This is a genomic window from Pseudomonas baetica (genome assembly GCF_051216495.1).
GTDB lineage: Bacteria > Pseudomonadota > Gammaproteobacteria > Pseudomonadales > Pseudomonadaceae > Aquipseudomonas > Aquipseudomonas baetica_B.
Map to the genome: position 1 here is coordinate 1 of NZ_JBPKAM010000124.1, position 15337 is coordinate 15337.

A 15337-nucleotide genomic window follows, 5' to 3' on the forward strand; every position below is an offset into this window, starting at 1 on the left:
GGGGGGGGTGGGGGGGGGGGTTTTCCGCGGGGGGGGGGGGGCCTTGGATGTGGGGAGTTGTCCTTCCCCGCGAAGAGGCCCTAACAGACAACCAAAAACTAATGCACTGACTGGAAACCCGATCATGACCAAAAACTACCTCTCCCACCCAGTCAAAGCACTGGCCCTGGCCCTCGGTCTCTTCAGCTCCGCCACCTTCGCCGCCGACCCGGCGCTGAAAATCGGCACCACCGCCGCCTTCGCCATCCCGCTGGAAGCGGCGGTAGAAGAAGCTGGCAAACAAGGCCTGAAGGTCGAGCTGGTGGAGTTCACCGACTGGATCGCCCCCAACGTCAGCCTCGCCTCGGGCGACATCGACGTGAACTACTTCCAGCACATCCCGTTCCTGGAAAACGCCAAGGCCGCCTCCGGTTTTGATCTGGTGCCATTCGCGCCGGGGATCATCAACAACGTCGGCCTCTATTCGAAAAAATACAAAAGCTTCGACGAGTTGCCCGAAGGCGCCAGCGTGGCCATCGCCAACGATCCGATCAACAGCGGTCGTGGTTTGCAGCTACTGGCCAAGGCCGGTTTGATCACCCTCAAGCCCGGCGTCGGTTACAAAGCCACCGAAGACGACATCGTCGCCAACCCGAAAAAAATAAAAATTCTTCAGGTTGAAGCAGTGCAGTTGGTACGTGCCTATGACGACGCCGATCTGGTCCAGGGCTACCCCGCCTACATCCGTCTGGCGAAGACTTTCGATGCCGGTTCCGCGCTGCTGTTCGACGGCCTGGATCACAAGGAATACGTGATTCAGTTCGTGATCCAGCCCAAGAGCAAAACCGACCCGCGGCTGATCAAGTTCGTTGACATCTACCAGCATTCGCCCGCTGTCCGCGCCGCCCTGGATAAAGCCCACGGCAAGCTCTATCAAGCCGGTTGGGAAAGCTGAAAATGACTGCAGCCACGCAACTGCGACTGGACATTCCGGCGCCTAAGCAAGCGATACAAACTGAACTGCACCCGGACCTGAACCACGCCCACGTACGCTTCATCAACCTGGGCAAAACCTATGACGGCCAACAAGGCCCGGTGGCTGCCCTGCACGGCATTGACCTGGCGATCCAGCGCGGTGAAGTGTTCGGCATCATCGGCCGCAGCGGCGCCGGCAAGTCGTCGCTGATCCGCACCATTAACCGCCTGGAGCAGCCGAGCAGCGGTCGGGTGCTGATCGATCAGGTGGACATCGGCGAGTTCGATGAGGACCGACTGGTGGCGCTACGTCGGCGCATCGGCATGATCTTCCAGCACTTCAATTTGATGTCGGCCAAGACCGTTTGGCAGAACGTCGAATTGCCACTGAAGGTCGCTGGCGTACCGAAGGAAAAACGCGACCAGAAAGTCCGTGAACTGCTCGAGCTTGTGGGTCTGGAAGCGAAACACAAGGCCTATCCTTCGCAGCTGTCCGGCGGGCAGAAACAGCGTGTCGGCATCGCCCGTGCGCTGGTTCACGACCCAGCGATCCTGCTGTGCGACGAAGCCACGTCGGCGCTGGACCCGGAGACCACGCAATCAATCCTCGGCCTGCTGCGCGAGATCAACCGGCGCCTGGGCCTGACCATCATTTTGATCACCCACGAAATGGCGGTGATTCGCGAGATCTGCGATCGCGTGGTGGTCCTCGAACGCGGGCGTGTGGTCGAAAAAGGGCCGGTCTGGGAAGTCTTCGGCAACCCGCAGCATGAGGTCAGCAAGACCTTGCTCGCGCCGTTGCAGCATGCCCTGCCGGCGGAGTTGCAAAGCCGTCTGCAGACGCAACCACAGTCCCCGGAAGACGCTGTGGTGCTGCGCCTGCAATTCACCGGCACGGCGCAGGACGAACCGGACATCGCCGCCCTGTTCAGTGCCCTCGGCGGCCGCGTGCGCCTGCTGCAAGGTGGCGTGGAACGGATTCAGGGCCATGCGCTGGGGCAGTTGCTGTTGGCGGTGACCGGTTCACCTCTCGCCGCTGAGGAGTTGCGTCAGCGCGCCAACCAATGGGCGCAGCAGGTGGAGGTGTTGGGTTATGTGGTTTGATCGCTTGCTGCAAGGCTTCATCGACACGTTCCTGATGGTCGGCGTGTCGTCGCTGATCGCCCTGCTGGCGGGCATTCCACTGGCGGTGATCCTGGTCACCAGTTCCAAGGGCGGCATCTACGAAGCGCCCGCGGTGAACCGTGCACTGGGCGCGTTCGTGAACCTGTTCCGCTCGATTCCGTTCCTGATCCTGATGGTGGCGCTGATCCCGTTCACCCGCCTGATCGTCGGCACCACCTACGGCGTGTGGGCGGCCGTGGTACCGCTAACCATCGCCGCCACACCGTTCTTTGCGCGGATTGCCGAAGTGAGCCTGCGCGAGGTGGATCACGGCCTGATCGAAGCGGCGCAAGCCATGGGTTGCCGGCGTCAGCACATCGTTTGGCATGTGTTGTTGCCCGAGGCGCTGCCGGGGATTGTCGGCGGGTTCACCATCACCCTGGTGACCATGATCAACTCCTCGGCCATGGCCGGGGCGATTGGTGCCGGTGGGTTGGGGGACATTGCGTATCGGTATGGGTATCAGCGCTTTGACAGCCAGATCATGTTGACGGTGATTGTGCTGCTGGTGGCGTTGGTGGCGGTGATTCAGTTGGGTGGGGATCGGTTGGCGCGAGGCCTGAATAAGCGCTGAGCAGAATGGGAATCGGGGTGCTTTTTGTGGCGAGGGGATTTATCCCCGTTGGAGTGCGCAGCGCTCCCCAGCTTTTGGGGCCGCTGCGCAGCCCAACGGGGATAAATCCCCTCGCCACAAAAGCCGCATCGCCATCAGTAATCACCAGTTTTAAAAGGTGATATTTCGTACAAGAATTTCAGCCTTTCCGAAGGCCAGATCCCTTTCCTTTGCAGGACATTTCCTAGATCATTTCGCCCGCTTGCGCCTGCCAAAACCGGTGGCTAGTCTCGGTCCGTCACTGCTCATCAGTGATCGGGTTTAGTCGCCCGGCTTCTCTCTAGGCGCATAGCGCCACCTCCTTTCAGGTATTTTTTGCCTGATCGTTATGGTGGCTGTGCGTGGGGCATCCTCGGATGCACCGGTTTTCCTATTGACCGGCCTACTACCTGCGCGCATCCACCACCCTTAAAGGCGTATATTCGGCAAATCCCCACTGCCAACACAGCCCACCATGAAACAGCCCCCCACTGACCTCGACCAGATCACCGCTACCACCCTGGCCCATTACAATTCGGTGGCCGAAAGTTTTCGCGAAGGGACGCGGGATCACGATGTCAGCCAGAACATCGATGCGCTTTTGCGGCATATCCAGGGCGAGGCGCCGTTCGACATTCTCGATTTTGGCTGCGGGCCGGGTCGTGATTTGCAGACCTTCACACGCCTGGGCCACAAGGCCGTCGGCCTCGATGGTTCGGAAAAACTCGCGCAGATGGCCCGTGAGGACAGTGGTTGCGAGGTCTGGCAGCAGGACTTTCTGAAGCTTGATTTGCCACGTGAACGTTTCGACGGGATTTTCGCCAACGCGGTGTTGTTTCATGTCCCGCGCCAGGAGCTGCCTCGGGTGTTGAGGGAACTGCGCGCGACCTTGAAACCCGGTGGTGTGCTGTTCAGTTCCAATCCCCGTGGCGAGAACCAGGAGGGCTGGAACGGGCCGCGTTATGGGGCGTATCACGATCTCGCGGCGTGGCAGCAGTTGCTGACCGAGGCGGGGTTTGTGGAGCTTGAGCATTACTACCGGCCGGCAGGGCTGCCACGGGATCAGCAGCCTTGGTTGGCGAGTGTCTGGCGTAAATCGGCGTAGCCCATTCGGACGCTATCGCTGGCAAGCCAGCTCCCACAGGTATAGCGTCGGACACAAAAATTGTGAACGACGCAAAACACTGTGGGAGCGGGCTTGCCCGCGATGAGCGCGAAGCGCTCGCCTTCAGGCCACCTCTTTCTTCGGCTCGCGAATCTTGTACCAGGCCACATACAGCGCCGGCAAAAACAGCAGGGTCAGCAGCGTGGCAATGATGATCCCACCGATCATTGCGTAAGCCATCGGCCCCCAGAACACTTCCCGGGCAATCGGGATCATGCCCAGGCTCGCCGCCGCAGCGGTCAGCAAAATGGGTCGCCGACGATGTTCGGTGGCTTGCACCACCGCATCCCACTGCGAGTAACCCTCGCTGACGAACGCGTCGATCTGGGTCACCAGGATCACCGAGTTACGGATGATGATGCCAATCAGCGCCAGGATCCCCAGAATCGCCACAAAGCCCATGGGCGTTCCGGTTGGCACCAGCGCCAGGACCACGCCAATCAAGCCCAGCGGCGCAACGCTGGCCACCAGAAACAGCTTCTGCACGCTGTGCAATTGGATCATCAGGAACGTGGCCATCAGGAACAGCATCAACGGCACCACCTTGGCAATCGGCCCCTGGGCCTTGCCGCTTTCTTCCACCGTGCCGCCGGTGGCGACCTTGTAGCCCACGGGCAACGCGGCGGCGAATTTGTCGATGTCCGGCTTAAGCAGCGTGACCAGGTCGGTGGGCTGAATGTCGCCGAGCAGCGTGGCCTTGATGGTGATGGTCGGTTTGCGGTCACGGCGCCACACCAGCGGCTGTTCCAGTTCGTAGCGCACCGTGGCGAACGCCAACAGCGGAATCGAAATGCCGCCCGGAGTCAGAATTTGCAGGTTCTGCAAGGTTTCCGGTGAACCCCGCTCGGTATCCACCGCACGACCGACCACGTTGATCAGGTAGATGTCATCGTCGACCTGAGTCACCGTGGCGCCGCTGACGATGCTGTTCATCAGGTTCGCCACGTCCTCGGACGACAGGCCGAGCTGGCGCGCCTTGTCCTGGGCGATGTCGACGCGCAGGACTTTGCCCGGCTCGTTCCAGTCGTAAATGATCTCGCCGATGTGCGGGTTCTTGTCCAGCTCGGTGGCCAGGTCAATGGCGTGTTTGCGCACCTGATCGATGTCCTTGCCGCTGACCCGGTACTGGATCGGCCGCCCGACCGGCGGGCCCATTTCCAACGCCTGCACATAGCTGCCGATGCCGACGAAGTCTTTGCGCAGACGTTCGCGCAAGCGATCGCTGAGCGCTTTACGCGCCTCGAAACTCTTGCTGACGATCACCAGTTGCGCGTAGTACGGGTTCTGCAATTGCTGGTCGAGGGGCAGGTAGAAACGGATCGCGCCCTGACCGATGTAAGTGCTCCAACGCACGATGTCCGGATCACCCTTGAGCGTCGCTTCGAGCTTGTCCACGGCCTTGCGGGTTTCATCGATGGAGGCGTTTTGCGGCAGGTTCAGGTCCAGCAGGATTTCCGGGCGGTCCGAGGACGGGAAGAACTGGTTCTGCACAAAGCGCATGCCCAGCACTGACAGCACGAACAACAGCACGGTGATGCCAATGGCCCACCAACGATTGCGCATGCTCCACAGCAACCCTGCATTGAAGGCCCGCCCAAGGCGTCCCGGATCATCTGAATGCGGTTTCACTTTGGTGGTGAGGATGTGCACGCCGATCACCGGGGCGAACAACACCGCGACAATCCACGAGACGATCATGGCCACGGCGATCACCGCGAACAGGGTGAAGGTGTACTCGCCGGCCGAACTGGCGTTCAAGCCGATCGGCACGAAACCGGTGACGGTCACCAGCGTGCCGGTGAGCATTGGGAACGCGGTCGAGGTGTAAGCGAACGTCGCCGCCTGATCTTTGGTGTCGCCCAACTCCAGGCGCGAGACCATCATTTCGACGGTGATCATCGCATCGTCCACCAACAGGCCGAGGGCGATGATCAGCGCACCGAGGGAAATCCGCTGCATGGTGATGCCGCTGTATTCCATGAACACGAACACCATCGCCAGCACCAGCGGGATAGAGCACGCCACCACCAACCCGGCACGCACGCCCAGGCTGACGAAGCTGACCAACAGCACGATCACCACCGCTTCGAACAACGCACTGGTGAAGCCGCCGACCGCCTCCTCCACGACCTGCGCCTGGTCGGACACCGTGTGCACACCGACACCCACGGGCAAGTCGGCAGTCAGGTCGATCATGCGCTGGTGCAGCGCCTTGCCGAAAGCCTGGATGTTGCCGCCGCTCTGCATGGCAATGGCCAGACCAATGGCTTGCTGGCCGTTGTAACGAAACTCCGGGGACATCGGGTCGACGTAGCCACGGCGGATCTCGGCGACGTCCGCCAGACGATAGAAGCGATCATTGAGCCGCAGGTTGACGTTGGCCAAATCCTTTTCAGACGCGAACTGCCCGGAGGTGCGCACGGAAATTCGTTCGGGCCCGGCCTCAATCACCCCGGCCGGGGTCACGGCGTTCTGGCCTTGCAGGCTCTGCAACACCTGGCGCTCATCGATGCCCAGCGCCGCCAGTTTGCGCGTAGAGAAGTTCAGGTAGAGGACTTCATCCTGCTGACCGATCATCTCGATCTTGCCCAGCCCCGGCACATCACGGATCTCGGCGCGGGCCTGTTCGACATAGTCACGCAACTGGCGCATCGACAGGCCGTCGGCGGTGAAAGCGTAGACCGAGCCGAACACGTCACCGAACTCATCGTTGAACGAAGGTCCCTGGATGCCCTGGGGAAACTGGCCCTTGATGTCACCGATTTTCTTGCGCACCTGGTACCAGATTTCCGGAATGTCCTTGGCCTTGGTGGTGTCGCGCAAGTTCACATAAACCGTGGATTCGCCGGGGCGTGTATAGCTTTTCACGTAGTCGAGCGAGTCGAGTTCTTCGAGTTTTTTCTCGATGCGGTCGGTGATCTGCTTGAGGGTTTCCTCCTGGGTCGCACCGGGCCAGCGGCTTTGGATCACCATGGTTTTGATGGTGAACGAAGGGTCTTCCTCTCGTCCCAGGTTCATGTACGAGAACACGCCCATCAGCAGGCCGACGAACATCAGGTACCAGACGAACGACTGATGCTTGAGCGCCCATTCGGATAAGTTGAAACTCCCTTTCATTGTGGGCTGTCCTCATCGACTTTCACTTTTTGCCCCGGTTTGAGGCTGTTCACACCGGCACTGACCACACGCTCACCGGACTTCACTCCACCGGCCAGCACCACGCTGTTGTCCGTGCGGCTGACGACACTCACATCCCGAGGCGATACGGTTTGCGACTGCGTATCGACGACCCAGATCCGGGTTTTGCCCTCGACCTCCTGCAGTGCGTTCAGGGGCAATTCGATACGCGGCTTGACCGACGAGCTCAAGGTCACGCTGATCGCCGTCCCCAAGCGGAACGCGGGCGGTGTCTCGGTCAGCGTCAGGCGTGCACGCCGGGTGCGGGTCGCGCTTTCGGCCTGGGGTTCGATTTCCCGTACAGTAGCCGTGGTGTTGATTTCCGGGTTGAGCTGCGAGGCGACTTGAAACACCACGTCCTTGGGCAACTGGTCGACCAAAGTGTCCGGCAGATCGATCACTGCTTCCTTGATGTCCGGTTGCGCCAGGGTCACCACTTGCTGGCCGGCGGTGACGGTTTGTCCAGCCTCGGCATTCCAGGCGGTGACCACGGCCTTGTGATCAGTGCGCAATTCCACATAGTTGAGCTGATCCTTGGCCTGATTGAGCGCAGCCTTGGCTTGATCGAGGGACGATTGGGTGGTTTTCAGATCGGTCTGCGCGGCATCGAGTTGCGCCTGGGAGCCCACGCCACGGTCGAACAGTTCCTGTTGCCGCCGGGCGTTGGCCTGGGCATTGATGAATTGCGCCTGGACACTGGCCAGATTGCCCTCTGCCGAACGCAACTGGTTCTGCTGGTCGGTGGGATCGAGCGAGGCAAGCAAGGCGCCTTTTTCAACTTCAGCACCGACGTCGACAGCGCGACTGGCAATGCGTCCAGGGACCCGGAAGCCGACATTACTTTCATAGCGGGCCTGGATGCTACCGGCGAAACGCCCGAGATTTTCTTCACCCAGCGCCTGAACCTTGATCGACAACACCGGACGAACCGGCTCCGGTGGTGGTTCCTTTTTCGAGCAGGCTGTCAGCATCACACCCGCCAACACCAGTAATAGAGGCTTCATGGCTTAGCCTCCGTAGCCAAATCCTTGTAGGTGTTTTCGGCGATTTCCACCGCCACCCCCGGATGCAGCAACTGGCCGCCGGCGATGACGACTTTTTCGCCGCCGTTCAGGCCGGCGCTGATGATGACCTTGCCCGTCAGGTAGCGGCCCACGGTCACCGAATGCAGCTGCGCCCTGCCCTCCTCGTCCACCAGCCACACGGCCGGCTCGCTGATTTTTTTGGTCAGCGCCGACCATGGCAACTCCACAGCGGCTTTGCCACGGGTGGTACCGGTGGCACTCACCACCGAACCCAGCTGCATGCCTTGCGGCAAGCTGTCGAGGGTGACCTTGACCTGTACCGTACCGGTCTGCTCGGACACCGCCGGGGTGATTTCGCGAACGGTACCGGTGGTTTTGATCGCCGGATTATCGAGTAGGCTGACCACCACTCGCTTGTCATCCGGCGGCTCGGCCAGCAGCGATTCGTAGACGTTGAACACCGCATCGCGATCACCGTCCTGGGCCAGGCTGAAAACCGGCACCGTGGCCTGCACCACTTGGCCGACTTCGGCCTGACGCGCCGTGATCACGCCGGGCGCATCGGAAATCAACGCGGTGTAGCTCAACTGCTCCTTGGCATTGGCCAGTTGCGCCTGGGCCGCCGCCAAAGAACTCTGGCTGCTGCGCAAGGCCGCTTGCGCCGAATCGTATTCGCTCTGGCTGGTGTAGCCCTTGGGCAGCAGTTTTTGCTGACGCACGAAAGACGCAGTGTTCTGCGTGACCTTGGCCTGTTCGGCGGCGACTTGCGCCTGAGCCGAATCGACGTTGGTTTGCAGGTCCTTGGGATCAAGCCGGGCGAGCACTTGCTTCGCTGCAATCCGGTCACCGACGTCGACCGTGCGCTGGATGATCTTGCCGCCGACGCGGAATGACAGTTCGGTCTGCACCCGCGCCTGAACGTCCCCGGTCAGGGTGACGCTGGCACCATAGTCAGCCGGCTTGACCTCTTGCACGAAGACCCGGGGCCGGTCCTTCTCGACCGGTTTTTCTTTGTCACAAGCACTCAGCAAAGCCAACAGGCTCAGGCCAAGCGCCATTTTCAATCCGGGAACAACCATGCAGACTCCTTTGCGTTGTACGGGCGTGCCAGTGACGATACGACTGTGAGCTTAGAACACGGTTCCGCCTTCGCCCGCGCCCTCAGGAATTTCCCCTACAGCGATCACCGAAGAATCCTACATTGTAATTTTTCGAACATCGTTATCTTGATGCCATTTCCGAGCCACGGAGCACGTCTTTCATGCTCAATACCCTGGCAGTGGCCAATTACCGCTCGATCAACAAACTGGTCATTCCCCTGGGCCAACTGAACCTGATCACCGGCCCCAATGGCAGCGGCAAATCCAATCTCTACCGTGCATTGCGCTTGCTGGCGGAAACCGCTCAGGGTGGCGTGGTCAATGCGCTGGCGCGCGAGGGTGGCTTGGACTCGACCTTCTGGGCCGGCCCGGAAACCATTACGCGGCGCATGCAAAAAGGTGAAGTCCCGATTCAGGCCACGGTGCGACAAGGGGTCAAACGCCTGCGCCTGGGGTTCGTCGGCGATGACTTCAGCTACTCGATTGCCCTGGGGTTGCCCGAGCCGAGTCGGTCCGCGTTCTCCCTCGACCCGGAAATCAAGAAGGAATGCATCTGGTCCGGGCCGCTCTATCGTCCTGCCAGCCTGCTGGTGGATCGCGACGGCCCGATGATCCGCGCCCGGGCCAATCGTGGCTGGGAAGTGCTGGCGCAACACACACCGAATTTCGACAGCCTGTTCGATCAGGTCGGCAGCCTGCGTACCTCGCCGGAAGTGCTGGAGTTGCGCGAATTCATCCGCCGCTGGCGCTTCTACGATCACTTTCGCAGCGATGCCGACGCGCCGGTGCGTCAACCTCAACTGGGCACCCGCACACCGGTGCTGCACCACGACGGCAGAGACCTGGCGGCAGCGTTGCAGACCATCATCGAAATCGGCGACCCAGAGGCATTGCAGGCCGCTATCAGCGATGCCTTTCCCGGTGCACGACTGCACATCCAGCCGCTGGCCGGCGGGCGCTTTGCTATCGAGTTTTATCAGGAAGGTTTGCTGCGGCCGTTGTCGGCGGCCGAGTTGTCGGACGGAACCTTGCGTTACTTGCTGCTGGTAGCGGCGCTGTTGACGCCTCGGCCGCCGACGCTGATGGTGCTGAACGAGCCGGAAACCAGCCTGCATCCGGACCTGTTGCCGGCGTTGGCGCGCTTGATTATTCGCGCTTCGCAGCAGTGTCAAGTATGGGTGGTGTCCCATGCGCGGCGATTGATTTCAGCCTTGCAGGAGGACCCGGAATGCAATTGCATCGTGCTGGAGAAAAACCTTGGGCAGACCGGAATTGTCGGGCAGCGGGTGCTGGATGAGCCGGCGTGGTATTGGCCGGATTGATTGAACGACGTTGTGCGCAGGTCTAAACAGAGTTTCGGCGAATAGCCTTGGCATCCCTAAAAATCTCTGGCTGCCTGCTGAGCTGCCTGTTTAAGAAATCAATCGTTCGATGACCAGGTACTGGAAAGTTGAACCCTTCAAATCCTACAGGCCCGGGTGTCGGAAATGGCGCTGAAGGAACAGGGGTACTTGGGGTTGGCGGCCTGCCCGGCGTTAGAGGCGGAGCCGAAGGCAGATTTGCCATGGGGTTTTTATGTATTCCTGTTTTTACTCCGCTGAAGGCAAAATCGACTGCGCCAGCCTTATTCGACTTGTAAGCACGAAAGTTGTAAACCACTGAAGTCGCAGAGGCAGCAAAAGACAGCGCGCTAAAAGCAGCCATTACGATGAGTAGAGGATCCTGAGCAGAATTATCCGGATCCTTGGCATTCATGGTGGATCTCACCACCCCCGCCCCGGTACCAATTACCCCCGTAACAGCCCCAAACACACCTGCATGCCTGGCGACTTTTGAAAGCGGTGCAGAGGCCGGATTACTACTGACTTTTGAGTTTTTGATAGAGAGCCCTGCAGAGAAAAGCCCGACCCCGGCCGAAACAAGACTCAGGGCCGACATTGCAACGAGCAGCCATGGTTGCCAATCTGGTTCGCCTGCCCGGCCCGACCGATCACTTAGATTCACCGGATCCCCCAGACAATACCCATACGCATTCAACCCACCCCGCCCAAACGGACTCAACCTGTCCGGACTGTTGAAGCGCATCAGCACCGGGTTGAATGCCCGATGGCCATTACCCAGTAAATAGTGGCCTGTCACCGGGTCAATCGCTTCACCGGTAAACCCCAGCAGATTGCCCGGTCCACTTGCAACCCGCCGGTGACCGAAAGGCGCGTAGGCCTGCTGCACCGATCCGCCTGCGCCTGTGACTTGCAAGACCGATCGCTGGTGGTCGGTGCTCAGCAACTGAGCGTTGATTGAACCGAGTTCGCGTGCTTGCAGTGCCAGCAACTCTGAATCGTAATGGAAAACGCTTTGACTTGAAGAGCCCTGTAGCTCGGTCACCAGTTGGTTAAGACGGTAAAACCGTTGCAGCTTTTCCTGCCCGGTTCGGTCAAACCCGGTCAACCGGTCCAGCGCATCGTAGCGGTAAATTGTGGTTTCCAGCACGCTCATTCAGGTCACCCATCTCGACTCAGCACCTAGCTTGCACCTGTCGCGGGGTTCGCACACCTAGCAGAACTGCTAGGGATTAATCAGCGCCTGAGCGGGCGCCATCGCGAGTAGGCTCGCACACAGTTGATCTGCATTGCACACAAAATGGCGCCCTGACATAGATCCAATGTGGGAGCGAGCCTGCTCGCGAATGCGGCGGCAAGGTCGCTACAGAAATTAAAGAATCACCCTTGCCACTTCCCACCCTCGACAATCACGCTCTCAGGCTTGGTGTCATCGCTCAGTTCCTTGCGCACATACTGGTCGTACAGTTTGAGCAAATACTTCTCCTCACCCAATTTCGCCAGCTCGGCATTGACCCAGTCACGCAGTTCGATGTTGCCCTTCTTCACCGCCGGTGCAATCGGTGCTTCGGCGCCGAGTTTCTGCTCGAGCACGCGGTAGCCAGGGTTCTGCTTGGCCCAGCTGAACAGCACCAGATTGTCTTGCGCGTAGGCATCGCCACGGCCATTGGCCAGGGCCTGCAAGGACTCGGAGTTTTTCTCGAACTTGAGCAGTTTCCAGTCCGGGTGGTTCTTGGTCAGCCAGATGTCGGCCGTGGTGCCGGTGGTGACAATGGTGGTGCGGGTCGCCAGGTCATCGAGTTTCTTCACCGCGCTGTCCGCAGGCACCAGTGCCTGTACCGCCACCTTCAGGTTGGGGTTGGTGAATTCCACCGCTTCCTTGCGTTCCGGGGTGACAGTCATGTTAGCCAGTATCAGGTCGACCTTGTCGCTTTGCAGAAACGGAATCCGGCTGGCCGGCTCCACGGCCACGAACTCGACCTTGTTTTCATCGCCCAGCAAATCCTTGGCGAATTGCCGGCCGATGTCGGTATCGAAGCCCACATATCGACCGGCCTCGTTGACGAAACCGAAGGGCGGTTTGTCGGTGAAGACGCCCACGATCAGTTTGTCCCGTGCCTTGATTTTCTCCAGATAACCGCTCGGCGCAGTGCTTTCGCTGGCAACTTTCGGCTTGGCGGGTTCTTCGGTTTTGTTGCAGCCGGACAGCAGCGCAAGGCCCAGCAGTGGCAGAAGCAAGAGTGAAGACTTGGCAGTTTTCATGACAGTTCCAGTTCCTTTGTTTGAGTCGATTTGGGTAGTGCGGCGACGTAGGAGAATTTCTCCAGGAACTGCTGCGCTCGTGCGGTTTGCGGGTTCGTAAAGAATATCTCGGGAGGGTTTTGCTCAAGGATGCGCCCGGCATCCATGAACACGATGCGGTCGGCCACAGCGCGGGCGAAGGCCATTTCATGAGTAACGATCAACAGGGTCATGCCCTCGCGGGCCAGGCCCTGGATGACCTCCAGCACTTCCTTGACCATTTCTGGATCGAGGGCGGCGGTGACTTCATCAAAGAGCATGACCTTGGGGTTCATGCACAGCGAACGGACGATGGCGATGCGTTGTTGCTGGCCGCCGGAGAGCTGCCGTGGGAAGGCATCGCGTTTGTCGGCAAGGCCCACGCGCGCAAGCAGGGTTTCGGCCTGGGCACAGGCCTCACCACGGTCGCGCTTTTGAACCTTGAGCGGACCGAGCAGCAGGTTGTCGATCACGCTCATGTGCGGGAACAGGTGATAACTCTGGAACACCATGCCGATTTGCTGTCGTACTTCGCGCCAGTCGGTGGACGTGTCCAACAGTTCACGGCCGGCAAACTTCAGGCTGCCGCCATGGGCGACTTCCAGGCCGTTAAGGCAACGCAGCAAGGTACTTTTGCCGCAGCCGCTGGGGCCGAGAATGACGATGACTTCGCCCGATTTCACGCTCAGATCGATGCCCTCGAGCACCTGCTGCTCGCCGAAAAACTTGTTGAATCCCTTAAACTCGATCAATGCGCTCATGCTTGCGTCCAGCGCCGCTCCAGCACGCGCGAAGCGGCCGACAACGGGTAGCAAATGAAGAAGAAAAACAGGAATAGAGCGCCGTAGATCAGCACCGATTCGTAGGTGCGCTCGATGATCTGCTGGCCGACCTTGATCACGTCCACCACGCCGATCAGCACCGCCAGGGAGCTGGTCTTGATGATCCGTGTGTAGACGTTGATGGTTGGCGGAGTCATGCGTTTCAGCGCTTGCGGCAGCAGCACGTAGCCATAGAGTTGCGGGGCGCTCAGGCCAATCGACAACCCGGCTTCACGCTGCCCGCGCGGCAACGAATGCAAGGCGCCGCGCACCACTTCGCCGACCTCGCTGGCGCCCCACAGCGACAACACCAGTACCGCGCACCAGAAGCTCGGAATGCTCAGGCCAAAAAAGATCGGCAGGCCGAAGAACAGCAAATACAACCAGACCAGCACCGGGATCGCCCGGAACAGTTCCAGATAAACCCGCAGAATGGCGTTCAACCACTTCACGTTCAGCGTGCGCAGCACGCCGTAGATCACACCGCCCGCAGTGCTGATGGCGATACTCAGGAAAGAAATCGACAGGGTTTGCGCAGCGCCCTTGCCCAGTTGCGGCAATGACACCCATAACAACTCAAGACCCGAACTGGCCATGCTGGAGCCTCCTTTCCAGACAGCTGAGCAACAGCGACAGCGGCAAGAACAGCAGCACGCAGATCAACGTCAGCACAGCGAGCATTTCGTAGGTTTTGTAGTAGAGCGCGATGTAACTCTTGGTGGTGTAGAGAATCTCCGGCACCGCCACCGCCGAGACCACGGTGGTTTCCTTGAGCAGGAAAATGAAATTGGCGAACAACGACGGCAGGCTGAGGATGCCGGCCTGCGGCAGGATCACGTAGCGCAGCAGTTGCCCATGGGAAAGGCCGATGGAGCGACCGGACTCCAGTTGCGCCTGGGGTACGGCGTCCACACCGGCACGCAGCACTTCGGTGAGGTAGGCGCCGCCGAGAAAGGTCATGGTGATGATCGCCGCGGCAAACCCCGAAACCTTGATGCCCAGCGCCGGCAAGGCGAAGTAGACGAAGAACAGCTGGATCAGCAGCGGCGTATTGCGCGCCAGCTCAACATAGAGCCCAACTAGCCGTTGCAAGTACGGTGTGCGAAACACCAGGATCGTCGCGTTGATAAGTGCCACCAGCAGCGAGGTGCCGATGGCGATGAAACCGACCTGCAGGGTCACGCCCACGGCCTTGAGAAACGCCGGCAAGGTGCTGAGGATAAATGCGTAATCGAAGTTCATTAAACATCCTGGACGCCGCTCGGTAAGCGACGGTGGTGCAGTCCACGGGCCATGGATGACAGCCCGGCAAGCACCAACTTTATCGGTATAAAAATTAGAATTTAAATACCGTTAAAGCATATTGATATCACACAAAAAACTATCCCTTCGCATTTGCCGAGGCGATGGAAGACGACTATTTTCCCTTGCGCCGTAGGACGGATCTTTTTTTCAAATCGCCCCTCCAAGGACGGACAGCTTTTGGCCAGACTCCCCGGCCGAACCTCACAAGGAAGAGAAAATGGCAGACGTGAAAGTGCCCCAGCCGATGAACCCGCAGGACATCGTAAAGTTGCTGGTGGCGTTGCGCAGGGCCTTGAAGGCCAGGGTGGCCTGACAAGTTTGTAGTGGTTACCTGTGGCGAGGGGATTTATCCCCGTTGGACTGCGCAGCAGTCCCATTTTTTGGGGCCGCTTCGCAGCCCAACGGGGATAAATC

The 15337-nt window shown here is 59.8% G+C and carries 13 protein-coding genes; 5 read left to right on the top strand and 8 right to left on the bottom strand.

Annotated elements, in window-relative coordinates; all coding sequences use genetic code 11:
* The first annotated feature begins 124 nt into the window (after positions 1–124).
* The 4 genes from ACSFE6_RS27675 (at position 125) to ACSFE6_RS27690 (ending at position 3815) form a co-directional block, all read left to right on the top strand.
* Positions 125–934: a MetQ/NlpA family ABC transporter substrate-binding protein gene (locus ACSFE6_RS27675; RefSeq protein ID WP_435430580.1), complete on the top strand. Its 810-nt coding sequence runs from the start codon at positions 125–127 to the stop codon at positions 932–934.
* A gap of 2 nt (positions 935–936) precedes the next feature.
* A complete protein-coding gene (locus tag ACSFE6_RS27680; protein ID WP_435430581.1) occupies positions 937–2058 on the top strand; it encodes a methionine ABC transporter ATP-binding protein in 1122 nt (373 codons plus the stop codon).
* Positions 2048–2692 carry a methionine ABC transporter permease gene (locus tag ACSFE6_RS27685; RefSeq protein WP_435430582.1) on the top strand — a complete coding sequence of 215 codons (645 nt, stop codon included), beginning with the start codon at positions 2048–2050 and terminating at the stop codon, positions 2690–2692. Before ACSFE6_RS27680 ends, ACSFE6_RS27685 begins: the two co-directional genes overlap by 11 nt.
* Before the next feature lie 493 nt (positions 2693–3185).
* Positions 3186–3815: a class I SAM-dependent methyltransferase gene (locus ACSFE6_RS27690; RefSeq protein ID WP_435430583.1), complete on the top strand. Its 630-nt coding sequence runs from the start codon at positions 3186–3188 to the stop codon at positions 3813–3815.
* Positions 3816–3938: 123 nt separating this feature from the next.
* Here the strand turns inward: ACSFE6_RS27690 and ACSFE6_RS27695 are convergent, their stop codons facing one another.
* The 3 genes from ACSFE6_RS27695 to ACSFE6_RS27705 are packed head-to-tail and all read right to left on the bottom strand — an operon-like array spanning position 3939 to position 9156.
* Entirely contained in the window at positions 3939–6992 is a 3054-nt protein-coding gene (locus tag ACSFE6_RS27695) for an efflux RND transporter permease subunit (protein ID WP_435430584.1), read from the bottom strand.
* Positions 6989–8056: an efflux RND transporter periplasmic adaptor subunit gene (locus ACSFE6_RS27700; RefSeq protein WP_435430585.1), complete on the bottom strand. Its 1068-nt coding sequence runs from the start codon at positions 8054–8056 to the stop codon at positions 6989–6991. Before ACSFE6_RS27700 ends, ACSFE6_RS27695 begins: the two co-directional genes overlap by 4 nt.
* Positions 8053–9156: an efflux RND transporter periplasmic adaptor subunit gene (locus ACSFE6_RS27705; protein WP_435430586.1), complete on the bottom strand. Its 1104-nt coding sequence runs from the start codon at positions 9154–9156 to the stop codon at positions 8053–8055. The genes ACSFE6_RS27700 and ACSFE6_RS27705 overlap by 4 nt, the downstream gene beginning before the upstream one ends.
* A 182-nt stretch (positions 9157–9338) precedes the next feature.
* Here ACSFE6_RS27705 and ACSFE6_RS27710 point away from each other — a divergent pair, with 182 nt between their 5' ends.
* Positions 9339–10499, top strand: coding sequence for an AAA family ATPase (locus ACSFE6_RS27710; protein WP_435430587.1), 1161 nt, complete (start codon positions 9339–9341; stop codon positions 10497–10499).
* A 22-nt stretch (positions 10500–10521) separates the two neighbouring features.
* On the opposite strand, the gene ACSFE6_RS27715 is transcribed toward ACSFE6_RS27710, so the two are convergent.
* The 5 genes from ACSFE6_RS27715 to ACSFE6_RS27735 form a co-directional block, all read right to left on the bottom strand.
* Entirely contained in the window at positions 10522–11673 is a 1152-nt protein-coding gene (locus ACSFE6_RS27715) for an RHS repeat-associated core domain-containing protein (RefSeq protein ID WP_435430588.1), read from the bottom strand.
* Between the two features lie 224 nt (positions 11674–11897).
* Positions 11898–12779 (bottom strand): transporter substrate-binding domain-containing protein, encoded by an 882-nt coding sequence (locus tag ACSFE6_RS27720; RefSeq protein ID WP_435430589.1) that lies wholly within the window; start codon positions 12777–12779, stop codon positions 11898–11900.
* Positions 12776–13558, bottom strand: coding sequence for an amino acid ABC transporter ATP-binding protein (locus ACSFE6_RS27725; protein WP_435430590.1), 783 nt, complete (start codon positions 13556–13558; stop codon positions 12776–12778). The genes ACSFE6_RS27720 and ACSFE6_RS27725 overlap by 4 nt, the downstream gene beginning before the upstream one ends.
* Positions 13555–14214 carry an amino acid ABC transporter permease gene (locus ACSFE6_RS27730; protein ID WP_435430591.1) on the bottom strand — a complete coding sequence of 220 codons (660 nt, stop codon included), beginning with the start codon at positions 14212–14214 and terminating at the stop codon, positions 13555–13557. Before ACSFE6_RS27730 ends, ACSFE6_RS27725 begins: the two co-directional genes overlap by 4 nt.
* The gene (locus tag ACSFE6_RS27735; RefSeq protein ID WP_435430592.1) at positions 14195–14860 is read right to left on the bottom strand and encodes an amino acid ABC transporter permease; all 666 of its coding nucleotides are present in this window, start codon (positions 14858–14860) and stop codon (positions 14195–14197) included. Before ACSFE6_RS27735 ends, ACSFE6_RS27730 begins: the two co-directional genes overlap by 20 nt.
* Positions 14861–15337 lie beyond the last annotated feature (477 nt).

Coding starts and splice junctions, on each gene's coding strand:
- ACSFE6_RS27735 (WP_435430592.1), bottom strand. CDS start 14,860: ATGAACTTCGATTACGCATTTATCCTCAGCACCTTGCCGGCGTTTCTC.
- ACSFE6_RS27680 (WP_435430581.1), top strand. CDS start 937: ATGACTGCAGCCACGCAACTGCGACTGGACATTCCGGCGCCTAAGCAA.
- ACSFE6_RS27700 (WP_435430585.1), bottom strand. CDS start 8,056: ATGAAGCCTCTATTACTGGTGTTGGCGGGTGTGATGCTGACAGCCTGC.
- ACSFE6_RS27685 (WP_435430582.1), top strand. CDS start 2,048: ATGTGGTTTGATCGCTTGCTGCAAGGCTTCATCGACACGTTCCTGATG.
- ACSFE6_RS27690 (WP_435430583.1), top strand. CDS start 3,186: ATGAAACAGCCCCCCACTGACCTCGACCAGATCACCGCTACCACCCTG.
- ACSFE6_RS27705 (WP_435430586.1), bottom strand. CDS start 9,156: ATGGTTGTTCCCGGATTGAAAATGGCGCTTGGCCTGAGCCTGTTGGCT.
- ACSFE6_RS27695 (WP_435430584.1), bottom strand. CDS start 6,992: ATGAAAGGGAGTTTCAACTTATCCGAATGGGCGCTCAAGCATCAGTCG.
- ACSFE6_RS27710 (WP_435430587.1), top strand. CDS start 9,339: ATGCTCAATACCCTGGCAGTGGCCAATTACCGCTCGATCAACAAACTG.
- ACSFE6_RS27730 (WP_435430591.1), bottom strand. CDS start 14,214: ATGGCCAGTTCGGGTCTTGAGTTGTTATGGGTGTCATTGCCGCAACTG.
- ACSFE6_RS27675 (WP_435430580.1), top strand. CDS start 125: ATGACCAAAAACTACCTCTCCCACCCAGTCAAAGCACTGGCCCTGGCC.
- ACSFE6_RS27720 (WP_435430589.1), bottom strand. CDS start 12,779: ATGAAAACTGCCAAGTCTTCACTCTTGCTTCTGCCACTGCTGGGCCTT.
- ACSFE6_RS27725 (WP_435430590.1), bottom strand. CDS start 13,558: ATGAGCGCATTGATCGAGTTTAAGGGATTCAACAAGTTTTTCGGCGAG.
- ACSFE6_RS27715 (WP_435430588.1), bottom strand. CDS start 11,673: ATGAGCGTGCTGGAAACCACAATTTACCGCTACGATGCGCTGGACCGG.